Source organism: Hydrogenophaga sp. UC242_53 (assembly GCF_042696965.1).
Classification (GTDB): Bacteria; Pseudomonadota; Gammaproteobacteria; order Burkholderiales; family Burkholderiaceae_C; genus Hydrogenophaga.
The window spans coordinates 3,965,979-3,990,267 of the sequence record NZ_CP170552.1 but is presented as its reverse complement, the minus strand read 5'-3'; the positions used below and the strand labels follow the sequence as shown (position 1 = coordinate 3,990,267).

At 69.0% G+C, this 24,289-nt stretch carries 21 protein-coding genes and 1 pseudogene; 13 read left to right on the top strand and 9 right to left on the bottom strand.

Annotation, left to right across the window (positions count from 1 at the left end):
- Positions 1-16: 16 nt before the first annotated feature.
- From ACFJI0_RS20015 to ACFJI0_RS19990, 6 genes are all read left to right on the top strand, one after another.
- Positions 17-868: an ABC transporter ATP-binding protein gene (locus ACFJI0_RS20015; protein WP_382153860.1), complete on the top strand. Its 852-nt coding sequence runs from the start codon at positions 17-19 to the stop codon at positions 866-868.
- 78 nt (positions 869-946) lie between these two features.
- On the top strand, positions 947-1,687 hold the full coding sequence (locus ACFJI0_RS20010) for an ABC transporter permease (RefSeq protein ID WP_382322074.1): 741 nt from the start codon (positions 947-949) through the stop codon (positions 1,685-1,687).
- A 48-nt stretch (positions 1,688-1,735) separates the two neighbouring features.
- Positions 1,736-2,737, top strand: a complete 1,002-nt coding sequence (locus tag ACFJI0_RS20005) for an ABC transporter substrate-binding protein (RefSeq protein WP_382322073.1) — start codon at positions 1,736-1,738, stop codon at positions 2,735-2,737.
- 17 nt (positions 2,738-2,754) lie between these two features.
- On the top strand, positions 2,755-3,822 hold the full coding sequence (locus ACFJI0_RS20000) for a Rieske 2Fe-2S domain-containing protein (protein ID WP_382322072.1): 1,068 nt from the start codon (positions 2,755-2,757) through the stop codon (positions 3,820-3,822).
- A gap of 11 nt (positions 3,823-3,833) precedes the next feature.
- Positions 3,834-4,664: a creatininase family protein gene (locus ACFJI0_RS19995; RefSeq protein ID WP_382322071.1), complete on the top strand. Its 831-nt coding sequence runs from the start codon at positions 3,834-3,836 to the stop codon at positions 4,662-4,664.
- Positions 4,658-5,971: an amidohydrolase family protein gene (locus ACFJI0_RS19990; RefSeq protein WP_382322070.1), complete on the top strand. Its 1,314-nt coding sequence runs from the start codon at positions 4,658-4,660 to the stop codon at positions 5,969-5,971. Before ACFJI0_RS19995 ends, ACFJI0_RS19990 begins: the two co-directional genes overlap by 7 nt.
- Positions 5,972-6,028: 57 nt before the next feature.
- On the opposite strand, the gene ACFJI0_RS19985 is transcribed toward ACFJI0_RS19990, so the two are convergent.
- The 5 genes and pseudogenes from ACFJI0_RS19985 to ACFJI0_RS19965 form a co-directional block, all read right to left on the bottom strand.
- On the bottom strand, positions 6,029-7,714 hold the full coding sequence (locus tag ACFJI0_RS19985; RefSeq protein ID WP_382322069.1) for a DUF6396 domain-containing protein: 1,686 nt from the start codon (positions 7,712-7,714) through the stop codon (positions 6,029-6,031).
- 141 nt (positions 7,715-7,855) lie between these two features.
- Positions 7,856-9,952 (bottom strand): phospholipase D-like domain-containing protein, encoded by a 2,097-nt coding sequence (locus ACFJI0_RS19980; protein ID WP_382322068.1) that lies wholly within the window; start codon positions 9,950-9,952, stop codon positions 7,856-7,858.
- Between the two features lie 268 nt (positions 9,953-10,220).
- Entirely contained in the window at positions 10,221-11,543 is a 1,323-nt protein-coding gene (locus ACFJI0_RS19975) for an AMP-binding protein (protein WP_382322067.1), read from the bottom strand.
- Positions 11,544-11,556: 13 nt separating this feature from the next.
- A pseudogene (locus ACFJI0_RS19970) lies at positions 11,557-11,718 on the bottom strand (AMP-binding protein); the annotation flags it as partial.
- A gap of 26 nt (positions 11,719-11,744) precedes the next feature.
- Complete coding sequence (locus tag ACFJI0_RS19965) at positions 11,745-12,224, bottom strand: hypothetical protein (RefSeq protein ID WP_382322066.1); 480 nt, start codon at positions 12,222-12,224, stop codon at positions 11,745-11,747.
- A gap of 147 nt (positions 12,225-12,371) precedes the next feature.
- On the opposite strand from ACFJI0_RS19965, the gene ACFJI0_RS19960 reads away from it, so the two are divergent.
- Positions 12,372-13,361, top strand: a complete 990-nt coding sequence (locus tag ACFJI0_RS19960) for a 2-hydroxyacid dehydrogenase (protein WP_382325747.1) — start codon at positions 12,372-12,374, stop codon at positions 13,359-13,361.
- Here ACFJI0_RS19960 and mdeB read toward each other — a convergent pair.
- Positions 13,345-15,948 carry an alpha-ketoglutarate dehydrogenase gene (mdeB, locus tag ACFJI0_RS19955; RefSeq protein ID WP_382322065.1) on the bottom strand — a complete coding sequence of 868 codons (2,604 nt, stop codon included), beginning with the start codon at positions 15,946-15,948 and terminating at the stop codon, positions 13,345-13,347. The two genes, ACFJI0_RS19960 and mdeB, sit on opposite strands and share 17 nt — an antisense overlap.
- Before the next feature lie 101 nt (positions 15,949-16,049).
- Here mdeB and ACFJI0_RS19950 point away from each other — a divergent pair, with 101 nt between their 5' ends.
- The 4 genes from ACFJI0_RS19950 to ACFJI0_RS19935 all read left to right on the top strand — a co-directional run bounded on the left by ACFJI0_RS19950 (position 16,050) and on the right by ACFJI0_RS19935 (position 19,385).
- Complete coding sequence (locus ACFJI0_RS19950) at positions 16,050-16,532, top strand: Lrp/AsnC family transcriptional regulator (RefSeq protein WP_382322064.1); 483 nt, start codon at positions 16,050-16,052, stop codon at positions 16,530-16,532.
- Between the two features lie 11 nt (positions 16,533-16,543).
- The gene (locus ACFJI0_RS19945; RefSeq protein WP_382322063.1) at positions 16,544-17,431 is read left to right on the top strand and encodes a LysR family transcriptional regulator; all 888 of its coding nucleotides are present in this window, start codon (positions 16,544-16,546) and stop codon (positions 17,429-17,431) included.
- A 121-nt stretch (positions 17,432-17,552) separates the two neighbouring features.
- Complete coding sequence (locus ACFJI0_RS19940; RefSeq protein ID WP_382322062.1) at positions 17,553-18,374, top strand: class II aldolase/adducin family protein; 822 nt, start codon at positions 17,553-17,555, stop codon at positions 18,372-18,374.
- Between the two features lie 42 nt (positions 18,375-18,416).
- The gene (locus tag ACFJI0_RS19935; RefSeq protein ID WP_382322061.1) at positions 18,417-19,385 is read left to right on the top strand and encodes a tripartite tricarboxylate transporter substrate binding protein; all 969 of its coding nucleotides are present in this window, start codon (positions 18,417-18,419) and stop codon (positions 19,383-19,385) included.
- A 16-nt stretch (positions 19,386-19,401) separates the two neighbouring features.
- Here the strand turns inward: ACFJI0_RS19935 and ACFJI0_RS19930 are convergent, their stop codons facing one another.
- Both ACFJI0_RS19930 and ACFJI0_RS19925 read right to left on the bottom strand, forming a co-directional pair.
- Entirely contained in the window at positions 19,402-20,187 is a 786-nt protein-coding gene (locus ACFJI0_RS19930; RefSeq protein WP_382322060.1) for an IclR family transcriptional regulator C-terminal domain-containing protein, read from the bottom strand.
- Positions 20,188-20,210: 23 nt separating this feature from the next.
- Positions 20,211-21,101 carry a LysR substrate-binding domain-containing protein gene (locus tag ACFJI0_RS19925; protein WP_382153902.1) on the bottom strand — a complete coding sequence of 297 codons (891 nt, stop codon included), beginning with the start codon at positions 21,099-21,101 and terminating at the stop codon, positions 20,211-20,213.
- A 99-nt stretch (positions 21,102-21,200) separates the two neighbouring features.
- Between ACFJI0_RS19925 and ACFJI0_RS19920 the strand changes: the two genes are divergently transcribed.
- Both ACFJI0_RS19920 and dkgB read left to right on the top strand, forming a co-directional pair.
- On the top strand, positions 21,201-22,409 hold the full coding sequence (locus tag ACFJI0_RS19920; RefSeq protein ID WP_382322059.1) for an MFS transporter: 1,209 nt from the start codon (positions 21,201-21,203) through the stop codon (positions 22,407-22,409).
- A 24-nt stretch (positions 22,410-22,433) separates the two neighbouring features.
- Entirely contained in the window at positions 22,434-23,243 is an 810-nt protein-coding gene (gene dkgB / locus ACFJI0_RS19915; protein ID WP_382322058.1) for a 2,5-didehydrogluconate reductase DkgB, read from the top strand.
- Between the two features lie 14 nt (positions 23,244-23,257).
- Here the strand turns inward: dkgB and ACFJI0_RS19910 are convergent, their stop codons facing one another.
- Positions 23,258-24,223 carry an AraC family transcriptional regulator gene (locus tag ACFJI0_RS19910; RefSeq protein WP_382322057.1) on the bottom strand — a complete coding sequence of 322 codons (966 nt, stop codon included), beginning with the start codon at positions 24,221-24,223 and terminating at the stop codon, positions 23,258-23,260.
- Between the last annotated feature and the right edge of the window lie 66 nt (positions 24,224-24,289).

Genomic DNA, 24,289 nt, shown 5'->3' with positions numbered 1-24,289 from the left:
TTTGGACACCGCAGTTTTGAACGCCTTGAACACCGCGAGGGCCGAGCTGCCCCGGTGCGATGGCAAGGGCCTCTACCACCGGGGCGCGCCGATCATCCAGGTCGACAACGTCAGCAAGCGCTATGCCAATGGCACGGTGGCCCTGGAACGGGCCCGGCTGGAGATCTGGAGCGGCGACTTCGTCACCCTGATCGGTCCCTCGGGATGCGGCAAGAGCACGCTGCTGCGCATCCTCTCGGGCCTGGGCGCGGTCACCGAGGGCTCGATCCAGTGGTGGGGCGAGACCACCCCGGTGCTGGAGCGGCCCGACCAGAAGCTGGCCTTCGTCTTCCAGGACCCCACGCTGATGCCCTGGGCCCGCGTGTTCGAGAACGTGGCCCTGCCGCTGGAACTCAAGGGCACGCTGGACCGCGCCACGATCCAGCGCAAGGTGGAAGAGGTGCTGAACTTGGTGGGCCTGGGCGCCTTCCAGCAGGCCTACCCGAGGGAGCTCTCAGGCGGCATGCAGATGCGCGTGTCGATCGCGCGCGCCCTGGTCACCGAGCCCAACCTGATGCTGATGGACGAACCCTTCGGCGCGCTGGACGAGATGACGCGCAACAAGCTCAACGACGACCTGATGCGCATCCAGCACGAGCGCAAGCTCACGGTGGTGTTCGTCACGCACAGCCTGCACGAGGCGGTTTACCTGTCGTCGCGCGTGGTGGTGATGGCGGCCCGGCCCGGGCGCGTGATCGCCGAGGTGGGCATCGACGCGCCCTTCCCCCGGGGCACGGCCTTCCGCCTGTCGGCGGAGTACCTGCAGTACATGACCCGCCTGAGCGCCGCGCTGGACGCGGCCAGCCGGGGCGAGGAGATCGCACCATGAAGAGCCCGGACATTTCCCGCAACGCCGCGCGCCAGGTGAATTGGGGCTCGAGCAAGCTGCCGGTGCTGCGCGGTCGGCGTGGGCCTGCTGGCCGTGTGGCAGCTGGTGGTGGTGGCCCTGTCGCTGCCGGTGTACGTGCTGCCGGGGCCGCTCGACGTGCTCAAGGCCCTGTACGCGGATTCGGACCTGCTCTTCACCGGCCTGCTGTTCACGCTCAAGGTCACGGTGCTGGCCTTCGCGGTGGCGGTGCTGCTGGGCGTGGCGATCTCGTTCCTGCTGTCGCAGAGCCGCCTGCTGGAACAGAGCGTCATGCCCTACATGGTGATCCTGCAGGTGACGCCCATCGTGGCGATCGCCCCGCTGATCATCATCTGGGTCAGCAACACCTTCGTGGCCCTGGTGACGATCGCCAGCATCACGGCGCTGTTTCCCATCGTGTCCAACATGACGCTGGGCCTGCGCTCGGTGGCGCCCAACCTGCAGAGCCTGTTCCGGATCTACCGCGCCTCGAACTGGCAGACCCTGACCCGGCTCAAGCTCAAGGCCGCGCTGCCGTACTTCTTTGCCGGCGCGCGCATCAGCAGCGGCCTGGCGCTGATCGGTGCCGTGGTGGCCGAGTTCGTGGCCGGCACCGGCGGCACGCAGTCGGGGCTGGCCTACATCATTCTCGAATCGGGCGTGCAGTTGAAGGTGCCGCGCATGTTCGCCTCGCTGTTCCTGATCTCGCTCACCGGCATCGTGCTGTTCGCGCTGATGGTTTTTATCTCGAACCGCGTGCTCGGCGCGTGGCACGAGAGCACCGTCAAGACCGAGCACTGAGTTTCACCCGTTCCGTTTTCGCCCCACCCCCCACAAGGAGTTCTCCCCATGAATGTCCGATCGGTTCTTGGTTCGGCGCGCGGCGCCCTGGCCGCCTGTCTCGTGTCGCTGACCGCCGTGGCGCTCCCCGCCCAGGCGCAGGCCCCGCGCGAGGTCAACGTGGCGCTGAGTTTCTACGCCTCCGCCGAACACGGCGGCTACTACGCGGCGCTGGCCGAAGGCATCTACGAAAAACACGGCCTGAACGTCAAGGTCACGCAGGTCGGCCCGCAGGGCAACAACATGCAGCTGATGGTCTCGGGCCGCATGGACTTCGTCAACGGCTGGAGCATGCGCGCCCTCAACGCGGTGCGCGAGGACATTCCCCTGGTGTCGGTGGCCGCCGTGTTCCAGCGCGACCCGCAGTGCCTGGTGCATCACCAGGGGGCGTACGCCAAGCTGGAGAACATGAAGGGCGCGCCGATCCGCGTAGCCCAGCTCGCGCGCGGCAGCTTCTGGCCCTGGCTGAAGGCCCGCTACGGTTTCGACGACAGCCAGCTGCGCCCCTTCGACATGAGCTACGCCGCCTTGCTGCAGGACCCCAAGATGGTGCAGCAGGGGTACATCACCAACGACGGCTTCCAGTTCAAGCGCCAGAACCTCGCCATGGACTGCATGCTGCTGGCGGACTACGGATGGTCCACCTACATGTACACCATCGACACCACCCAACGGCTCATCAAGGAAAACCCCAAGCTCGTGGGCGACTTCGTCAAAGCCACGGTGGAAGGATGGCGCGCCTTTTTCAAGGACCCCGCGCCGGCCTCTCGCCTGATCAAGGCGAACAACCCGCAGATGACCGACGAACAGATCGCCTACGCCATGGCGCAGATGAAGCAGTACGGCCTGGTCGAGTCGGGCGACGCCGCGGGCGGCCGGATCGGCGCCATGAGCGATGCCCGCTGGACGGCCTTCTACCAGGAGATGGTGGCCGCCAAGGCGCTGCCCCCCGGACTCGACCCGCGCAAGGCCTACGACCTGCAATTCGTCAAGCAGCTGTATCCCCAATAACCGAAAGAGACACGCCCATGCTGATCACCCAACAACCCATGTTCCGCCACTTCTGGTACCCCGTCATGCCCACGCACCTGCTGGACGCCGGCCACCCCAAGGCCTTCCGGCTGCTGGGCGAAGACATCGTGCTCTGGAAAGTCGGCGAAGGGCGCTACGCCTCGATGGAAGACCGCTGCTGCCACCGCACCGCCAAGCTCTCGATGGGTTGGCTGGAGGACGACCGCATCGTCTGCGGCTACCACGGCTGGGCCTACGACTGCACGGGGCAATGCGTGTCCATGCCGCAGAGCCCCGAGGCCCAGAAGATCCCCTACAAGGTGAAGAGCCACCTGACGGACGTGCGCTACGGCTACGTGTGGGTCTGCCTGGAGCCCGATCCGATCAACACCATCCCGGTGCTGGAAGAAGACGGCGCGCCGGGCTTCCGCCTGATCCACGAGTTCTACGAACCCTGCCGCGCCACCGGCCTGCGCCTGATGGAAAACTTCTTCGACTTCTCGCACACGAGCTTCGTGCACAAGGGCACCTTCGGCAACCTGGTGGACGCCAAGCCGCGCAAGACCGAGATCGAGGAAACCGAGCACGGTCTGGTGCTGCGTGGCGATGTGCCGGTGCTCAACGCCGACGAACACATCCAGCGCGTCGTGCGCGACAGCGGGCTGGAGTCGGTGCGGCACATGGTGAGCAAGTGGTACATGCCCTTCATGCGCAAGTCGCAGATCAACTACCCCAACGGCCTGATCCATTCGCTGGTGACCTCGGCCACGCCCATCGACGACGAGCGCTCCATGTTGTGCCAGTGGATCTACCGCAACGACACGGAGGCCGAAGTCAGCGCGGCCGACTGCATCGAGATGGACCGCCGCATCACCAACGAGGACATCCTGATCCTCGAAGGGCTGGACCCGGACGTGCCGCTGGCACCCGCCAACGCCGAGGAGGCCCACATGTACACCGACCGGCCGGGCCTGGCGATGCGCCGGCGCCTGCTGAAGATGATGGAGGCGCGCGGCGAGAAGGAAGTGCGCACGCCGCGCAACCTGGCGCGTTTCGGCATCCGTGTCGAAACCGCCTCGGCGTGAAGGGCGTTGCCATGGCCGACACCTTCGCCGCCACCGTGCCCTCCCGCTTCTGGGCCGACCTGACCAGCGAGGCCTTCTCGCGCCTGGACCGGGCCAGCGTGATCGCCGTGCTGCCCGTGGGCGCGATCGAGCAGCACGGCCCGCACCTGCCGATGTCGGTGGACACGGCCACCGTCAACGCCATGGTGGCGGCCACGCTGCCGCACCTGGGCGCGGAGCTGCCGGTGCTGTTCCTGCCCACGCAGCCCATCGGCAAGAGCAACGAGCACTCGCGCTACCCGGGCACGCTGACCCTGTCCGCGCAGACGCTGATCACCCTGTGGAGCGAGATCGGCGCCTGCGTGGCCGCTGCCGGCGTGCGCAAGCTGGTGCTGTTCAACAGCCATGGCGGGCAGGAGTCCATCATGGACATCGTGGCCCGCGACCTGCGCGAGCGCTTCGACATGCTGGTGGTGTGCGTGAACTGGTACCAGCTGGGTCTGCCCGATGGGCTGATCGGCGACGACGAGATGCGCCACGGCATTCACGCGGGTGAACTGGAGAGTTCCATCCTGCTGCAGATCCACCCCGAGTTCGTGCGCATGGACCGGGCCAAGGACTTCGCCAGCACCGACCGCGCCCTCAGTGGTGGCTCGCGCTACCTGTCCTATGTGGAGGGCAAGGCCCGCGTGGCCTGGCAGACGCAGGACCTGAACCCGCAGGGCGCCTGCGGCAATGCGATGCTGGCCACGGCCGAGAAGGGGCGCGCCACGTTGGACTTCGTGGGCGGCCAGTTCGCCCAGGTGCTCGAAGACGTGCACCGCGTGCCCCTGGCCTCGCTGGACAGCGCCACGGCGTGGTAGCCGGGGCGGCGGCCTTCCCGGCGGGCGACTGCTGGCTGGCGCGCGCGCGCGTGCCCGAGCCGCTGCTCGACGCCGCGGCGCGCGAGGCCTTCGCGCCGGCCGCACCGGGCCTGCGCACGGTCTGCCTGCGCCTGCGGGGCGGCCGCATCGATGCGCTGGCGCCGGCCGTGGCGGACGACGGCCTGCCGGTGGTGGACCTCGCCGACGGCATCGTGAACTCAGGCTGGGTGGACCTGCACACCCACCTGGACAAGAGCCACACCGCGACCCGCATTGGCGGCCACCACCACACGCTGCGCGAAGCCGTGGCCGCATCCGGTGAAGACCGAGCGCGCTGGACGGCCGGGGACATCCGGCGCCGCATGGAATTCTCCTTGCGCACCGCCCACGCGCACGGCACGCGAGCCATGCGCACGCACATCGACTGGGTGAGCGCGGCCACGCCACCGGCCTGGGCCGTGGGCCAGGCCTTGCGCGGGGCATGGTCGGACCGCATGGAACTGCAACTGGCCTCGCTCTCGCCGCTGGCCCTGTTCGCCGACACCGGCGCGGGCGCCGCCGTGGCGGCGGTGGTGGCCGAACAAGGCGGCGTGCTGGGCGCCTCGGTGCACCCCATGCCGGGCCAGCGCGGCCTGCTCGAACGCGTGTTCGACCTGGCCGTGGCGCACGGCCTGGACCTGGACTTCCACGCGGACGAACACCTGCAGAACGACATCGAAGGCCTGCGCGGCATCGCCCGCCTGACCGCGCGCCATGGCTGGCAGGGGCGGGTGACGGTGGGACATGCCTGCGCCCTTTCGGTGGCGCCGGCCGACGAAGGCCACGCCGTGCTGCGAGCGCTGGCCGAGGCCGGCGTCGGACTGATCGGCCTGCCGCTGGCCAACCTGCAGCTGCAGGACGGTGGCGAGGGCCGCACGCCGCGCCTGCGCGGCATCGCGCCGCTGCGGGAGGCGCGGGCCCTGGGCGTGGCGGTCAGCCTGGCCTCCGACAACGTGCAGGACGCCTTCGTGCCCTTCGCCGATTTCGACCTGCTGCAGGTGCTGGCACTGGGTTCGCTCGCGGCCCACCTGGACGACCCGCTCGCGAGCTGGATTCACAGTATCACCACCACGCCCGCCGCCGCGATGGGGCTGGCCTGGGATGGCCGGCTGCGCATGGGTGCCCCCGCCGACCTCGTGCTGCTGGCGGGCCGCAACAGCGCCGAAGCCTGCGGCCGGCCGCAGCGCCGCGTGCTGCACCGAGGCCGCCTGCTCGACGCTGGCCTGCCGGATTTCCGATCGCTCGACGCACCCGGGCCCACGAACTGAGCCGCTTGGTGCGAGGGCTTGGTCTTTTCTGAAGGGAGTTCGACGGCAGGAGTTTCTTCAGGTCGTGATGGGTGTACCAAAGCCCATTTCGCAAGCCTGCATCAACCACCAGCCCACCTGATCGTCTTCCATGGGCAAGCCCTGGGCGCTCAGGCTGGGCATGCGCTCACCCTGCGGCACGAAGGCCTGGCGCTTCCAGGTCTCGTTCAGCGTGGCTGTGCTCAGCACGCGGGCCATGGACTGCGCCTTGTCCAGTGCATAGGGTTGCCAGATGCCGCTGTGCGGGCACGGCTGGCCGCTGGCGCAGGTGGTGCGCGTGGCCGATGCGATGGCGCGCACGGTGCCGGCCTGGGCCAGCCAGTCTTTGGGCAGGACCTGGGGCACGGCCATGCCCATGAAGTTCCAGCGCACGAGGCGGTGCACCGCGTCCTCGTACGCCAGGGTGGTGCCCCGCAAGGCGATCTGAAGGCGCTCGTGCTCGCGAAAGCGCATGGGTGGCAGGTCGGCCAGCTCGCGGCGCAGATGGGTGGTGTAGGCATCGTCGTAGGCGTGGGCGGGCAGCACGCGGGGCTGCCAGTAGCCGGCCAACGGCGCGCGGGCCATGCCCGGGGGCCGGGTGTTGTCTTCCAGCGCGGTGGTGAAGCCGGCCAAGGATCTGCGGGCGAAACTGCTCAGGTGGGCGGGTACCTGCAGGGTGTGGCCGGGCGGGAGGTGGGCGCGGTCCTGGGGCGGGAGCCGGTGGGCCGAGGTGGTCACGGGCTGGGGCGCGAGGCGCACGCCCTTGGCCGCGTCGATCAGGCTCTCGGGATGGCCGTCCCACTGCGGCAACACGGCCGGGGGCAGGGGCAGAACCTTGTCGAGGTTGGGGAAACGCAGATCGGGGTTGTTCCACAACTCATCGGCGAGAACGCTGTACCGCTCGGACCTGGCTTTGTCGATGAAACGATTGACCAGCGGTTCGCCACTGGAAAACGCAACCGTCAAATGGATGGCCGCATCTTCACTTCCGAACTTGACAGCATCGTGCAGGATCTGGCGGGCTCGGGGGAAGTGAGCTGCGGATTCTTCACTTGGAGTGAGGTCGGGGTTTCGCCCATTCGCTGCTGCACGGTCCACCGTCGAACCCAACTCGAAAGCACCGACGCCATCGCCTTGGGCATACGCACATTCCAACATTTGAAGGGCGACTCGCTTGTTTCCCCACCATGCTCCACGAGGGTCATCTTTGGCTGCGTTCAAGGCTTTTCCAATCTTTGTCTGCGCCCTGGCGCTGCCCATGTCCGCGGCCAGTTCCCAGAACGCCCAGGCCCGGTCCACGCTGGACTTGACGCCGTAGCCCGTGTCGTGGAACACCCCCATCAGGTAAAAGCCCTCGGCCACGTTCTGGCGCATCAAAGCCTCCACCCGCTGCACCACTTCTTCGGGCTCCTGCGGTGGCACCGCGAAGCGCCCCTTCTCGCTGTCTTCCCCCTGCCCGGTCTGCGCGGTCTGAATCCACATGATGGCGGCCTTCCAGTGACCCTGGCTTGCTGCTTCATCCCACAGCTTCATGGCCCGAGGCCAGTTGCGTTCGTTGGGCCACAGGGCCGGGCTGGTCAAGCTCATGCCCTCTTCGAACCGCTCTTGTGCCTCGGCGCTCCAGACGGGAGCGCGGCGGGCCGCGTGCTCGCAGGCGAAGGCCTCGCGGTGCGGCTCAAAGGTCTTGAGGTTGATGTTGCGCGGCAGCACACCTTCTTCGCTCAACAGAGCAAGGTCAGACAACGCAGTGAAGGGCTCGCTGTAGGCTTTCATGGGGTGGCATCCGCTGAGGGCAAACAAAAGGAACAGGCAACTCTGAACCGCTAGGGTCCGAAGGATGGTGTGGGCTACGGTCATGTAGAGGTCTCAACCGACACGTTCAGTAGCGGTACGGTCGTCGTTGAACTCAACCAACAGACCCGAAAGCTCGACTCCATCTCTCAAGTTGCCAGCATTGGTCGATGCAAGCCGTTGCCACGTTTTGAAAGCCAACGCCATCTCTGCAGGACTTCCCTGTCCCCCGATCGCGTCTCTTTTTCCACCCGTCAACTGCCCCCAGACCCGCTGGCGCAGCGCGCGGTTGTGGGGGATGTGGTCGGTGGCGACATTGATCTCGCTGTCCGCGGCCATGCTGCGCTGGTTGAGGTTGGCGCTGCCCAGCGTCATGAAGCAGTCGTCGGCCAGCATGAGCTTGCTGTGGATGTAGATGTCGCGGTACTGGCCCAGACGGGCATTGCCACCCCGGTTCTGGCTCACCAGCCGCGCCACCAGCACCTTGAGCCCCAGGCTCTTGCCGTCCTGCATCAGCACGCCCTCCTTGTCCAGCGTGGGCTGGCGCACTTGCAACGCGCTGCGTGCGATGTCCGTGGCGCCGGGGGACACGCTGCGGTCGAACCAGCCGTCTTCGCTGCGCTCCTGCACCAGCCGGTGCTGGTGGGGCATGGATTGGGCCTGCCCCAGGCTCTTGAGCGTGTCGTAGGTGCGCGGCACCATGCCGTCGTTCTCGGGCGTGGGGATCACCACCATCAGGTGCAGGGGCGGCGCCTGCCGGCTCGTGGCCTTGGCCGCCTGCGTGCCCTGCATGAAGGCCTGGCGCTTGACCTTGAGGTGGCGCGCCCACTCTTCGTAGAAGAAGTACTGGTTCTCCAGGTAGAGGTAGTTGCGGGCCGAGGCGGTGGCCTGGAAGTAGGCCTGCTTGATGCTCTTGTCGAACGGCCACGCCCCTTGCACGTCGCGGCCACCTTCTTCGGGCTGGGTGCGCAGCACCTGCAGGCGCAGGCGCAGGCCCAACGGGGCGGCATCGGTCCTGGCGAGCGCGGCGGGCACCAGGGCGGGGTTCAGGTCCGCGCTGCGAACGGCCTGGTGACCCGCATTGCTGGCGCATCGCAGCTTGGGCAGCAGCGCCGCGCGGTTCCAGGCCTGGCTGAAGTTGCGGTACACATCGATCAATGCCGGGCCTTCGATGCGGCAGGCGTAGTCGCGCAAGGGCTTGCGGCTGATGGGCCGGGTTCGGGCCACCGCCTTGGACAGGGCGTCGCTGCGGCCTTCGTGGTCTTTTTCGCGCAAGGGGTCGTCGAAGCGGTGTTCGGCGCTGTCCCAGTAGTCGCTCACGCTGTTGAGGCCCATGATGAAACCCACGGCCTTGTGCCCGGGGCCCTGGCCCGCGCCTTTCCCGGCGTGGCCGTAGTCGATCAGGAGGGGTTTCTGGTGGTGCGTCGCCCAGTTCTCGATCAGTTCCTTTTCGTCGAAGTAGCCACCGAGCTGCCCACCGGCCGCGCTGGGCGGGTCGGCTTCGTTGCCGACGCTGGCCTTGACCTTGCCGGCCACACCGTCGCGGCAACGCACTTCGAGGTTCGGGATCATCCCTGCGGTGGCTTCGCGCCACCAGCGGGTGCAGTAGTCCTGCCGCTGCTCGGCCACGGACGGGGCCGGCTTGGGCGCAGGCGCGTGGGCGTAGCCCCCGATCCCGCTCGACATGCCGCTGGTCACGGCCCCCATTTCGTCGGAGGTGACGTTGATGACGCCACCTGACAGGGGTTCGTCGGGGTTGACGTAGCCGACCAGCGAGTTCTGCACGGCCGACCCGCTGGGGCTGTACCAGACGAGCAGGCGCACAAGCACGCCCTGCGCGGCCTTGCGCCGCAACAGTTCGCCGTAGGGTTCACCCATCGCCCAGGGGTGCATGGGGCGCGACTGCGCACGCACCAGGGCCATGCCAGGGTCGAACCCCCAGCACACGAGGTCGATGCTCTGGCGCGCCGCTTCGAGGTCGGCCGCGATCTGCCCAAAGCCTTCCTCTCCGCCGATGAAGGTCTGGAGGGTGTTGCCCGTGGTGATCGGGTGCGAAAGGCTTTTCTCCAGCAGCCATTGCTGCGTGCCCGTCGCCACCCGGCTATCCATCCCGATGTACACGGTTTGGGGACACGCGGTGTCCAGAAGGTCTGCGTCGGCCAACTGCTTCATGAGGCCCTCCTGATGTTGTCGTTGTGGATCGCGTCGCATGGTCCGCGACCCACAACGCTTCATCCAAGGCAGGACTTCACTGGATTGACACCCGCGGCGACTGGGTACCCTGTTTGAAGATGCATCTCATGGCTTCAAATTGGCAACTCGATGCAAACACTAGCTGGTTCGTTGAAAAAGCCAGTTTCTCCGCAGGGAGGCGCGCACCAACGCGCATGGCGACGGCGTGAGCGCGACGCAACACTCTGGTGCCTGGATGAGCCGGCGTTCAGTGCGTCGCCATCGCCAGCGCGAGCAGGTCGCCCTTGGCGATCTTGCCGGTGGGCGTCATGGGCAGCTCGTCGATGCCCACCACCTCCATCGGCGCGAGGTCGTAGGCCACCTCGGCCTGCACCGCCGCCTTGAGCCGCTGCAGGTCCGGTTCGGCGCCGGCCTGGCAGGTGATGAAGGCGCGTGGCCGCACGCCGCCATCACCGCCCTCGGCCGGCAGACCGATCAGCGCCGCCTGGCGAACGCCGGGCTGGCGGCAGAGGGCTTCTTCGACATCGCGCGGGAACCAGCTCACGCCGTTGACGTGCAGCAGCTCGGAACGCCGCCCGCGCATGGTGACGTGGCGATCGTGGTCGATCAGGCCGATGTCGCCGGTGCGCAGCAGGCCCTGGGCCGTCACCTCCTCCGTCTTGCCGGGCTTGCCCCAGTAGCCCCACATGAAGCCGCCACGCAGCACGATCTCGCCCAGCTGACCGGGCGGCAGGCGCTGGCGATCGGGGCCCATCATCCAGACCTCCTTGTCGGGCAGGGCAGGGCCCACGCGCATCAGCTTGCTGTCTTCCGGTTCGAGCTCGGGGTAGCCCAGCGCCATGAAGCCGCCGAGCTCGCTCTGGCCGAAGCTCTCCACCAGCGGCAGGCGCAGTTCGTCGCGCCAGGCGCGCTTGAGGGTCGGCGGCACCGGCCCGCCGCCCGACAGGCCCATGCGCAGGCGGCCGGGCGCGCGGCCGCGCAGGGCGCTTTCGGTGCGCAGCTCTTCCAGCAGCGTGGGGTTGCCCACCAGGATGCTGGCCTGCGCCTGTTCGAGCGCGTCCCAGCCGGCGGTCTGGGTCCAGAACCGCATGACGTGCACGGTCGCGCCGCGCGAGAGCGCGGGCAGCAGGTTGCCCACCAGCTGGTAGGAGCTGGACAGCGCGGTCGGGCCGAACGAGACGTCGTCCGCCCGCACGCGCAGGCGCTCGGCGATGCAGCGGCTGGCGCGCACCGTGGGTTCGTGGCTCAGGCAGGCGCCCTTGGGTTTGCCGGTGGTGCCCGAGGTGTAGGAGAGGTGGGCGATGGCGGTCTCGTCCTCGGGGTCGGGCGGCGCCGCGAAGGCCTGGGCCATCAGCTCGGGCAAAGCGTGGGCGCCCGGCTGCGCGCCGTCCATGCACACCAGGTGGTCGATGCCCGGCACCTGGGCCACGGCCGCGAGCACGGCGTCGCGCATGTCGTGCGTGTAGATGAGCACGCGCGGGCGGTGGTCGGCCAGGTAGTAGGCGAGGTCGTCCTTGAACTTGACGTTGACCAGCGCCGCGATCGCGCCGATGCGCCACGCGCCCAGCATCGGCCAGCAGGTAGTCCATGCCGTTGTGCGCGAACACCGTGACGCGGTCGCCTTGGCGCACGCCCAGGTGCGCGAGCGCGCCGGCCATGCGCTCCATCTGCGCGACGGCCTCGGCGTACGACAGGCGGGCCTGCCGATCCACCCAGACGAAGGCGGTCTTGTCGGGGTGGCGCATCGCGCCGTCGGTGATCAACTGATGCATCAGCATGGGGAAGGTCCTTTCTGTGGGGTGGAGGGGTGGGCGGTCTCTGCGGCGCTGGCTTCCTCGCAGCGCACGGTGACGTCCAGGCTCGCCAGGTCCTGCACGTATTCGAAGGACGCCTGCAGGCCGTCGATCCATTGCAGCGCGCTCGCGTGCGACCGGAAGACCATGGCGCCCTGGTAGACGATGGTGTTGCCCCGCCGTTGGCCCTGGCCCCGGCTGCGCGTGCTGACGGTGCCCGCGCCCAGGAAGAGCGCGCCGCGCCCTTGCCACTGGTAGTGGCCGTCGGGGCCGAGGTGGCCGATGAAGCTGCAGGCCGCGCTGCCCGGGCCCAGGCGGGCGGACGCGAGCGCGGCGCTGAAGCTGATCTCCATGCGCGGTCCATCGGGCGCGGGCCGCAGCACGCGCCGCGATTCGACGCGCCCCTGAAGCAACATGAACGGGGCGGTGGTCTCGGTGGGGGTGGGGGTGGCGGGCATGGGTGGCTGAAGAATGGGCACTGGCCGCCGAGTATGGGAACAGGGCCCTTTGCATTCCATGCCCGCGCCCGCATGACGCCGATCCGCTGAACGCATGGACCGAAGGACCGGGTGCTCGGGATACTGGGCCGCACCATGAACCCATCCTTGCCCAAACCCCGCCTGCTGATCGCACGCGCCGTTTTTCCCGAAGTGATTCAGCGCCTGGAGGCCTGTTTCGAGGTGGACAGCAACCAGGCCGACACCGTGCTGGACGCCACGCAGCTGGCCGGTCGGCTCGGGGACAAGCAGGCGCTGCTGTCCACGGCGGGCGATGTGATCGACGAGGCCTTGCTGGCGCGTTGCCCGTCGCTGCGCATCTGCGCCAACCTCGCGGTGGGCTTCGGCAACCTGGACCTGGCCGCGATGTCGGCGCGCGGCGTCGTGGCCACGCACACGCCGGGCGTGTTGACCGAGACCACGGCCGATTTCGGCTTCGCGCTGCTGATGGCGACCGCGCGGCGCCTGGGCGAGGGGGAGCGCTGCGTGCGCGAGGGTCAATGGACGAAGTGGTCCGTCGACTTCATGGCCGGGCAGGACATCCACGGCAGCACGCTCGGCGTCCTGGGCATGGGGCGCATCGGGCAGGGCGTGGCGCGCCGGGGCGCGCACGGCTTCGGCATGCGCGTGATCTACCACAGCCGCACGCGCCTGAGCGCGGCCGACGAGGCCGCGCTGCCGGCCTGCTTCGTCGGCATGGACGAGCTGCTGAGTGAGGCCGACCACCTGGTGCTGGCGCTGGCCCACAGCGCCGCCACGCACCACCTCATCGATGCCCGGGCGCTCGCGCGCATGAAGCCGGGCGCCACGCTGGTGAACATCGCGCGCGGCGGCGTGGTGGACGAGGCCGCGCTGGTCGAGGCCCTGCGCAGCGGCCGCATCGCCGCGGCCGGGCTGGACGTGTTCGAGCACGAGCCGGCGGTGCACCCGGGGCTGCTCTCGCTGCCCAACGTGGTGCTCACGCCGCACATGGCCAGCGCGAGCCGCGCGACCCGCCTGCGCATGGCCCACCTGGCGGCGGACAACCTGATCGGATTCTTCGAGACCGGCCGGGCGTTGACGCCCGTGCCGGCCCCCGCGCTCAGCGCGCCGGCCTGAGCAGCGCCGCCGTCGCCTGCCGCGCGATGTGCTCCGCGTCGACCTGGAAGAAGGCGCGCAGCGCGGCGCGCGTGTCGCTGCGGCCGAAGCCGTCGGTGCCCAGTGTGTGGAAAGCCCGGCCTTCAGGCACGAAGGCGCGCACGCTCTCGGGCACGGTGCGCACGTAATCGGTCGCGGCGATCACCGGGCCCGCGCTGTCGGCCAGCAGTTGCGTGAGGTGCGAGCGCTCGCCGCGCGCCACGCCGTCGCGCGCGAGCTCGCTCCAGCTGGTGATGCTGAACACGTGCACGCCGATGCCTTGCGCGGCCAGTTGCGCGGCGGCCTTAAGCACCTCGGTGAAGATCGCGCCCGAGCCCAGCAGGGTCACCTGCTGCGCCGCGTTGTCGGGCCCGAAACGGCCGAAGCGGTAGCCGCCCTGGAGCACGCCCTCGGCCGCGCCTTCGGGCAGGTCGGGCTGCGCGTAGTTCTCGTTCATCAGCGTGACGTAATAGAACACGTCCTGCTGCTCCACCAGCATCTCGCGCATGCCCGCGTCCAGGATGACGGCGAGTTCGCCCGCGAAGGCCGGGTCGTAGGCCTTGCAGTTGGGGATGGTGGCGGCCACGAGGTGGCTGCTGCCGTCCTGGTGCTGCAGGCCTTCGCCGCCCAGCGTGGTGCGCCCCGAGGTGGCGCCCAGCAGGAAGCCGCGCGAGCGCTGGTCGGCCGCGGCCCAGATCGCATCGCCCACGCGCTGGAAGCCGAACATGGAGTAGTAGATGTAGAAGGGCAGCATCGCCAGGCCGTGCACGCTGTAGCTGGTGGCCGCCGCCGTCCAGCTCGCGATGGCGCCGGCCTCGCTGATGCCCTCTTCCAGGATCTGCCCGTCCAGCGCCTCGCGGTAGCTCAGCACCGAGCCGATGTCTTCGGGCGCGTAGCGCTGGCCCACGCTGCTGTAGATGCCGACCTGCTTGAACAGGTTGGCCATGCCGAAGGTGCGTGCCTCGTCGGCCACGATGGGCACGATGCGCGGGCCGAGTTGCCCGTCTTTCAGCAGGCCGCCGAGCATGCGAACGAAGGCCATGGTGGTGCTCATCTCCTTGCCGTCGGCCTTGAGCGCGAAGGCGGCGTAGGCGTCGATCGCGGGCACGGGCACCACCTCGCAGGCGGTCTCGCGCCGGGGCATGGCACCGCCCAGGCGGGCGCGGTGCTCGCTCAGGTAGCGCATCTCGGCGCTGTCGTCGGCGGGCTTGAAGAAGGCCAGGCCCGTGGCCTGCTCGTCGCTCAGCGGCAGGTTGAAGCGGTTGCGGAATTCGATCAGGTCGGCGCCGTCGAACTTCTTCTGGCTGTGCGTGGTCATCTTGCCCTGGCCCGCGCTGCCCATGCCGTAGCCCTTCTTGGTCTGCGCCAGGATCACCGTGGGTTGGCCGGTGTGCGCGGCGGCGGCCGCGTAGGCGGCGTGGATCTTCACCAGGTCGTGGCCACCGCGCTTCAGGCGGTCGATCTGCTCGTCCGTCATGCCCTGCGCCAGGCGGGCCAGTTCCTCGTTCTGGCCGAAGAAGTTGTCGCGGTTGAAGCGGCCGTCCTTGGCGGCGAAGGTCTGCATCTGGCCGTCCACCGTGTGGGCGAAGGCGCGCACCAGCGCGCCGGTGACGTCGCGCGCGAACAGGCCGTCCCAGTCGCTGCCCCACACCAGCTTGATCACGTTCCAGCCCGCGCCGGCGAAGAGTTTTTCCAGCTCGTCGATGATGCGGCCGTTGCCGCGCACCGGGCCGTCCAGGCGCTGCAGGTTGCAGTTGACCACCCACACCAGGTTGTCGAGCTTCTCGCGCGCGGCCAGGGTGAGCGCGCTCATGCTCTCGGGCTCGTCCATCTCGCCGTCACCGAACACGCCCCACACCTTGCGGCCCGCGCAGTCCTGCAGGTTTCGGTGCGTGAGGTAGCGCATGAAGCGCGCGTGGTAGATCGAGCTGATCGGACCGATGCCCATGGAGCCGGTGGGGAACTGCCAGAAGTCGGGCATGAGCCAGGGGTGCGGGTAGCTCGAGAGGCCGCGCGCGCCGCTGGCCGGTGCGGTGATCTCCTGGCGGTAGTGCAGCAGGTCGGCTTCGCTGAGCCGGCCTTCCAGGAAGGCGCGCGCGTACACCCCGGGCGCGCTGTGCGGCTGGAAGAACACCAGGTCGCCGCCGTGTTGTTCGCCGCGCGCATGGAAGAAGTGGTTGAAGCCGGTCTCGAACAGGTCGGCCGCGCTCGCGTAGCTGGCGATGTGCCCCCCGAGTTCGCCGTACGCCTGGTTCGCGCGCACCACCATGGCCAGCGCGTTCCAGCGCATCAGCGAGGCCAGGCGCTCCTCGACCGCGAGGTCGCCGGGGAAGGCGGGCTGGTCTTCCACCGCGATGGTGTTCACATACGGCGTGTTCAGCTCGGGCTGCCAGCCGATGCGCTGCTGGCGCGCCAGGCGCGCGAGTTCGTCGAGGATCTGCCGCGCGCGCGCCGGCCCCTGGCTGGCCGCCAGCGAGAGCAGGGCATCGCGCCATTCGAGGGTCTCTTGTGGGTCCGGATCGGTAGAGAGGGACTCGCTGAAATGCAGCTGCTTCGAAACGTCGTTCATGGTGGGTTCTCCTGGATCAGGCACTGTAGGCGCGCCCCGCTGGCAGTTGGTGTCGATCGGATGCACGGCCACGTGGTCGGTAGGCATAAAATGCTTCGATCATGAAGACAGACGGCACAAACCACTTCGATGCCACCGATCTGAAGATTCTGGAAGAGCTTCAGAACGACGCCAGCCTGTCCAACGTCGAGCTGGCGCGGCGCGTGCACCTCTCGCCATCGCCCTGCCTGGCGCGGGTGCGGGCGCTGGAGGCGCGTGGGCTGATCCGCCAGTACGTGGCGCTGCTGGACGCGAAGCAACTCGGGCTGCACCTCAACGTGTTCATCTCCATCAGCCTCAAGCAGCAGAGCCGCGAGGCGCTGGAGGAATTCGAGGCGCGCATCGGCATCCGCGACGAGGTGATGGAGTGTTACCTGATGACGGGCGACGCCGACTACCTGCTGCGCGTGGCCGTGCCCGACATGCCGGCGCTGGAGCGCTTCATCCTGGAGCAGCTCTCGCCGATCGCCCAGGTGGAGAAGATCCGCTCGAGCTTCGCGCTCAAGCAGGTGCGCTACAAGACCGCGCTGCCCCTGGCCGGTTGAGCGGTCGGCCCATGTTCAGCCTGAGGCACATCGAGGTTTTCCACGCCATCATGCGCGGCGGCACGGTCACGGCCGCCGCGCGCATGTTGAACGTGACGCAGCCGGCCGTGAGCGCGACGCTCAAGCACATGGAAAGCCGCATCGGCATGAAGTTGTTCGAGCGCGCCGGTGGCCGGCTGTTGCCCACGCCCGAAGCGCGGGCGCTGCTGCCCGATGTGGCGGGCATCTATGGCCGCATGGACGCGATGGAGCGGCTCGCGCAGGACCTGGCGGGCGGGCGGCTGGGCACGCTGTCGATCGCGGCCTCCTCGCCGATTGCCAACGGGTACGGGGCCGCTGCCGTGGCGGCCTTCATCGCCGACAGCCCGGGTGCGCGCGTCACGCTGCAGTCCCTCGCTTCGCCTCTGGTGCTGGACCGCGTGGCCAGCGGCGAGGCCGAGCTGGGCGTGGCTTACGAACCGGTGCTGCACTCTGAAGTCGTGACCGAGGTGCTGGTGCACAACAGCGTGGCCTGCGTCATGCGCAGCGATCACCCGCTGGCGGCGCGGCCCGAGATCCACATCGAGGAACTGGCACCGCACGGCCTCATCACCTACCTGCCGCAGGCGGTGCTGCGCCCCTATGTGGACCGCGCCTTCAGCCAGGCCGGCGTCACGCCGGACATCCGCGTGCAGGTGGGGCTGTCGATCACCGGCATCGCGCTGGCGTACCACGGCGCGGGCATCGCGCTCGTCGAGCCGCAACTGCTGGCCTCGCTGCCCTTGCCAGGACTGGTGGCGCGGCCCCTGTTGCCCCGGCTCGAAGTGCGGACGCTGCTGCTGCGGCACAAGACGGCGCCTTCGTCGGTCCTGCTGGACAAGTTTCTGCCCCACCTGCGCAAGGCGGCGGCCCCGAACTGAGCCCAGGGGTCCCCCGGGCATAAAGCGGGCTTATGGCCTGGGCCCGATTGGTGATTGGCGCCCACGGCGGGTCCTTCATAGACTGCCCAGCCAGAACACCCGACCTGGACAGAGACCCACCATGAACACCCACCCGCCGGCGCAGGCCGGCCGATCCGTCTACCAACCCGAACAGGAAGGCCTGTACTTCCCCCAGCCGCCGCAATTCGCGACCTTCGCCGAGGAACGCCTGCACCGCAAGCAACGCCTGGCGGCGGTGTGCCGCGTGTTCGCCCGGTTCCGCTACGAATACGGTTTTGCCGGCCATGTGACGGTGCGCGATCCCGAGCACACGGACCTGTACTGGACGAATCCTTTCGCCATGGACTTCGGCCGTGTGCGCACGTCCGACCTGCTGCTGGTCGACCACGACGGCAAGGTGCTGGAAGGCCGCTGGGCGGTCAACCGGGCCGGCTTCGTGCTGCACGCCGCGATCCACGAGGCCAACCCGCACATCGTGGCCTCGTGCCATGCGCACACCACGAACGGCATGGCCTGGGCCGCGCTCGGCCGCAAGCTCGACCCGATCACGCAGACGGCCGCCAGCTTCCACAACGACCACGCGCTGATCGCCGAAGAGGCCGGTGCCGTGGTGGTGCAGCGCAGCGCCGGCGCGAGCGTGGCCGCGGCGTTCGGCGAGAACAAGATCGCCATTCACCAGAACCATGGCCTGTTCTCGGCCGGCCGCGACAGCGTGGACGAAGCCGCCTGGTGGTTCATCGCGGCGGAGCGGGCCTGCGAAATCCAGCTCAAGGCCGAAGCCACGGGCCATCCGCTGCAGCACATCGGCGCCGAGGCGGTGGCCCACTCGTCGACGCACCTGGGCACGCCCTTCATCGCGTGGCTGCATTTCCAGCCCATCTACGACGCCATCTGCCGCTCGGACCCGGACCTGTTCGACTGATCCTTTCCTTTTCCTCACAACACCGACGGAGACATTTTTCCCATGTTCAACACCTTCAAGCGCACCGCCGTGCTGGCGGCGATGCTGGCCTCGACCCTGACCACCGCCCACGCCGCCTGGCCCGACGACAAACCCATTGAAATCGTCGTCGGCTTCGCCGCTGGCGGCGAGACCGACATCATGGCGCGCGGCCTGGCGCCCTTCATCCAGAAGCACCTGGGCGGCAAGGCGAACCTGGTGGTCATCAACAAGGTGGGCGCCTCGGGCGAGATCGCCAACGCCTATGTGCAGCGGGCCGCCGGCGATGGCTACACCCTCGGCGTGGTCAATGTGCCGCCGCTGCTGTTCGTGCCGCTGACCAAGAAGGCGCAGTACGACCCGAAACAGCTCTCGCTGCTGGCCCGTGTGGTGAGCGACCCCACCTTCCTGGTGGCGCGCGCCAACAGCCCCTACACCTCGCTCACGCAGGTGGTGGCCGCGCTCAAGGACAAGCCCAACTCGCTGACCTTCGGCTACAACGGCGTGGGCACCAACGGCCACCTGGCGATGCTGCAGCTGCAACTGGCCACCGGCGTGAAACTCAACGACATTCCGTTCAACGGCTCCAGCCAGTCGAAGAACTCGCTGCTGGGTGCGCACACCGATTTCATGTTCACCAGCCTCACCGCGGTGCCCGCGCCCGAGAAGGAGGCCGTGCCGCTGCGCATCGTCTCGCAGTTCATGGAAACGCGCGCGCCGGCGATCAAGGACGTGCCCACGGCCAAGGAGCAGGGCATTGCCGTGGTGATGCCGTCCGACCGCGGGTTCGCCGCGCCCAAGGCCGTGCCGGCCGACATCCAGGCGCGGCTGCAACAGGCGATCGCGAGCAGCCTGAAAGATCCCGAATTCCTGAAGACCGCGTCGTCCTATGCGTCGGTGATCAGCTACCTGCCGGGCGCCGAGTGGCAGCGTTCGCTGGATGCCAGCCTGCCGATGCTGGAGGCGCTGGCGGCCAGGATGCCGAAGGAGTAAGGCGGGGCCTTTGAGCTCACAGCAGGGGCCGCGCGCTGCGCGCGGTGTCCTGCAGCACCGGCAGGATGCGCTTGACCGCGAGCTCGCTGGTCTCGTTGTTCATGGGCATGGTCACGCTCATCGCGCCCAGCAGCTCGTCGTTGTGGTCCCACAGCGGCACGGCGATGCCCCGGTAGTTCATCTCCAGCTGCTGTTCCGAAATCGCCCAGCCCTGTTGGCGCGCCTGCACCAGGTTCTGCTGCAGCTGCTGTTTGTCCAGCACGGTGTGCGAGGTGAAGGGGCGCAGCGTCTGCGCCGCGAGCCAGGGTTCCCAGAAGCCCGGCCCGAGCGCGGCCAGGATCACCATGCCGGCGGCCGTCAGGTGCGGCTGCACGCGCGAGCCCAGCATGTAGCCGGTGTTGAGGTGGCGCTGCGTGCCGCTGCGCGCGATGTAGACCAGCTCGTCGTGGTCCAGCACGGCGCTGTAGGCGACCTCGCCGGTGCCGGCGGTCACGCGCTGCAGGTAGGGCTGCACGGCGCGCGGCAGGCGCGCCGATTCCAGGTAGGCCTGGCCCAGGCGCATCACGCGCGGCGTGAGCCAGAACAGCTTGCCGTCGGTGGTCACGTGGCCGGTGTGCACCAGCGTGAGCAAATACCGGCGGGTGGCGGTGCGCGTCATGCCGCAGCGCTGCGCGGCCTGGCTGGCGGTCAGGCGCGAGTGTTCGGCGTCGAAGGCCTCGATCAGGTGCAGGCCCTTCTCCAGGCCGGCGATCCAGTCGCGGCGTTCCATGTCCTGGGGGGCGTTGTAGGGTGGTGGCGGCATGCGGTGGATTCTGCCGGCTGCGTTCAGGCGCTGGCCAGGCGCAGCGCCAGGAAGTCCACGAAGCAGCGGATGCGCGAGGCCAGCTCGGTGTTGCGGTAGTAGACCGCGTGCACCGGCTGGCGTTGCTCCAGCGTGTCGCGCATCAGCACCTGCACCAGGTCACCCCGGGCGCGGTCGGGCCCGGTCATGAAGTCGGACAGGCAGGCGATGCCCGCGCCCGCGAGCGCGAGCTGGCGCACCGTCTCGCCGCTGGAGGCGGCGATGGTGGGCGTGATCGCCAGGCCGTCGCCGTCGGGGTGGCGCAGCGGCCAGGTGTTGAGCACCTCGGGCTGGGTGAAGCCCAGCAGCGCGTGCCGCGCCAGGTCCTCCACCTTGGTCGGCCGGCCGGCCTTCTTCAGGTAGGCCGGGCTGGCGTACAGGCGCAGGCGGTACGAGGTGAGCGGCCTGGCGTGCAGCGTGGAGTCGCGCAGCGTGCCGATGCGCACCGCCACGTCGGCGCGGTGCTCGATCAGGTCGATGATGCTGTCGCCGCTGTGCAGCTCCAGCTCGATGTCGGGGTACTCGGCCAGGAAGTCGTTCACCAGCGGCACCAGCACGTGCAGGATGAAGGGTGAAGCCGCGTTCACGCGCAGCTTGCCGGCGGGTTTGAGGTGGCGGCAGGCCAGTTCGTCCTCGGCGGCCTCGACCGACTGCAGGATCTCGCGCGCCCGCGCGAGGAACAGCTGGCCTTCCTCGCTCAGCTCCAGGCGCCGCGTGGTGCGCCGCATCAGCGTGGTGTTGAGCTTCTGCTCCAGCCGGCTGAGCGCGCGGCTGATGCCCGAGCTGGTCTGGCCCAGCTGCTCGGCGGCGGCGCTGATGGAGCCCGTGTCCACCACGGTCCTGAAGGCGAGCAGTTCGTCGAGGGTGGTCTTCATTCTTGAATTTTCGGCACAAATGTTGTTCCAGGCAACCGCTTTTTCTCAAGAAAGAACCGGCCCACACTGCGAACCTTTCCAGCCCTTCGGAGTGGTTTCATGCCTTTAGCCTTGCTCGCGCTGACCATCAGCGCCTTCGCCATCGGGACGACCGAGTTCGTCATCGTCGGCCTCATCCCCACCATCGCGGCCGACCTCGGCGTGAGCCTGCCCTCGGCCGGCCTGCTGGTCAGCCTGTACGCGCTGGGCGTCGCCGTGGGCGCGCCGGTGCTCACCGCGCTCACCGGCAAGCTGCCGCGCAAGACGCTGCTGCTCTCGCTGATGGTGCTCTTCACCGTCGGCAACCTGCTGGCCTGGCTCTCGCCGGGCTACGAGACGCTGATCGCCGCGCGCGTCCTCACCGGCCTGGCGCACGGTGTGTTCTTCTCCATCGGTTCGACCATCGCCACCGGCCTGGTGCCCAAGGAGAAGGCGGCCAGCGCGATCGCCACCATGTTCAGCGGCCTCACCGTGGCGCTGGTCACCGGCGTGCCGCTGGGCACCTTCATCGGCCAGCACTTCGGCTGGCGCGCCACCTTCCTCGCGGTCGCCGCGCTGGGCATCGTGGCCATCGTCGGCAGCCTGCTGTTCGTGCCGCGCAAGCTCGCGCACAGCCAGCCCGCCTCGCTGCTGCAACAGCTGGCGGTGCTCAGGCAGCCGCGCCTGCTGCTGGTGTACGCGATGACGGCCGTGGGCTACGGCGGCACCTTCGTGGCCTTCACCTACCTCGCGCCCATGCTGCAGCAGGTCACCGGTTTCCAGGCCAGCGCGGTCGGCGGCGTGATGCTGGCCTACGGCCTGTCGGTGGCGGTGGGCAACCTCTGGGGCGGCAGGCTGGCCGACCGCAAGGGCCCCATCCCCGCGCTGAAGATCATCTTCTCGCTGCTCGCGCTGGTGCTGCTGGTGCTGACCTTCACCGTTTCCAACCCCTGGCTCATGGTGCTGACCGTGCTGGCCTGGGGCGCCGTGGCCTTCGGCAACGTGGCGGGTCTGCAGGTCTACGTGGTGCAGCAGGCCGAGCGCTTCGCGCCGCGCGCCATCGACGTGGCCTCGGGCCTGAACATCGCGGCCTTCAACCTCGGCATCGCGCTCGGCGCCTGGGGCGGTGGCTGGATCGTGGACGGCATCGGCCTGCGCCACACGCCCTGGATCGGCGCCCTGGTGGTGCTCGGCGCGTTCGGCCTGACCGTGTGGAGCGGCCGCCTCGACGCGCGCGACCCGGCACCGGCCCGCAGCGGCGGACGCACAGCGGCGTACGCTGGTCACTGACTCCCTTTTTTTGAAAGACACACCATGAACACCCCCATCCCTTCCTTCGGCCTCGGCACTTTCCGCCTGCAGGGCCAGGTCGTCATCGACGCCGTGCGCCAGGCACTGGAACTCGGCTACCGCCACATCGACACCGCGCAGATCTACGGCAACGAGGCCGAGGTCGGCCAGGCCATCGCCGAGAGTGGCGTGCCGCGCCGCGAGCTGTTCGTCACCACCAAGGTCTGGACCGAGCACCTGGCCGCCGAGAAGCTCGTGCCCAGCCTGCAGGAGAGCCTGCGCAAGCTGCGCCTGGACCAGGTGGACCTCACGCTGATCCACTGGCCCTCGCCCGCGGGCGCCGTGCCGCTGGCGGATTCGCTGCACGCGTTGCAGGCCGCGCAGGCCCAGGGCCTGACGGCGCACATCGGCGTCTCCAACTTCACCATCCCGCTGCTGCGCCAGGCGATCGACGTGGTGGGCGCGAAGGCCATCGCCACCAACCAGATCGAGCTGCACCCCTACCTGCAAAGCCCGAAACTCGTGGCCTTCGCGCGCGAGCAGGGCATCCACCTCACCTCGTACATGACGCTGGCCTACGGCAAGGTGCTGGGCGATGCCGTGGTCACCGAGCTGGCGCGCTCGCGCGGCTGGACACCGGCCCAGGTGGTGCTGGCCTGGGCGCTGCAGCGCGGCTTCGCGGTGATTCCTTCGTCCACGAAGCGCGAGAACCTGCAGGGCAACCTGCTCGCGCCCACGCTGCGCCTGAGCGACAGCGAGCTGGCGCGCATCGACGCGCTGGACCGGGGCGAGCGCCTGGTGAACCCCGACGGCCTGGCGCCGGTGTGGGACTGAGCGGCGGCGGCCCCTCAGGCCCGGGCCGCGCGGCGTGAGGCCTGTCGCGCCGCGCCCGGCGAGGTGCCGACCCAGCGCTTGAAGGCGCGGCTGAAGGCGGCCTCGGACTCGTAGCCGTGGCGGCTCGCCAGGTCGGCCAGCGGCGCGTCGTCCTCCTTGAGTTGCGCCAGCGCGAGATGCATGCGCCAGCGCGCGAGGTACTGCATGACCGGCTCGCCCACGCGCGCCGTGAAGCGGGCCGAGAGCGCGGAGCGCGACATCGCCACCTCCGAGGCCAGCGAGGCCACCGTCCAGGGCCGGGCGGGGTCGAGGTGGATGAGCGCGAGCGCGCGGCCGATCTGCTTGTCCTGCAGCGCGCCGATCCAGCCGGTCTGCGCGGCCGGGTCCTGCGCCATCCAGTTGCGGATGGCCTGGATCACCAGGATGTCCGCCAGCCGCGTGATGATGGTCTCGCCCCCAGGCAGCAGCGTTCGCGCCTCCGACATCATCAGCCGCAGGCTGTGCTGCATCCACTCGTGCTGCCCCGCGCTGGCGCTGTCGACGCAGAGCAGTTTCGGCAGCAGCTTCACGAGCCGCTCGGCCGCCGGGTGATCGAAGCGCACCACGCCGCAGACCATGCTGGTGGGCGCACCACCGTCGCCGTGGCGCAGAACTTCATAGCGCTCGCTGACGGTCTGGCGCGGCAGGTCGAACAGCGCGACGGTGGGCACGTCGGGGCCGCTGTAGAAGGCATGGCCCTGGCCGTGCGGCACCAGCGCGAACTCGCCGGCGCGCAGCAGCCGGGGCGCCACACCGGGCACCGCGATCCAGCATTCGCCGGCCGTCACGACGTGGAACATCAGGCAGTCGTCGAGCGCGGGCAAGGCCACCGACCACGGCGCCGTGACCTCGGAGCGGCAATAGAAGCTGCCGCTCATGCGCAGGAAATGCAGGGCCTCGCCGAGCGGGTCGATGGCGGGCCAGAGGTCTTTGGCTTTCATGCCGGGGAGTATCGGCCGGTGCGGTGCCATCGTCCAATGCACCTGGACGAATGGTCATGAAAGAGC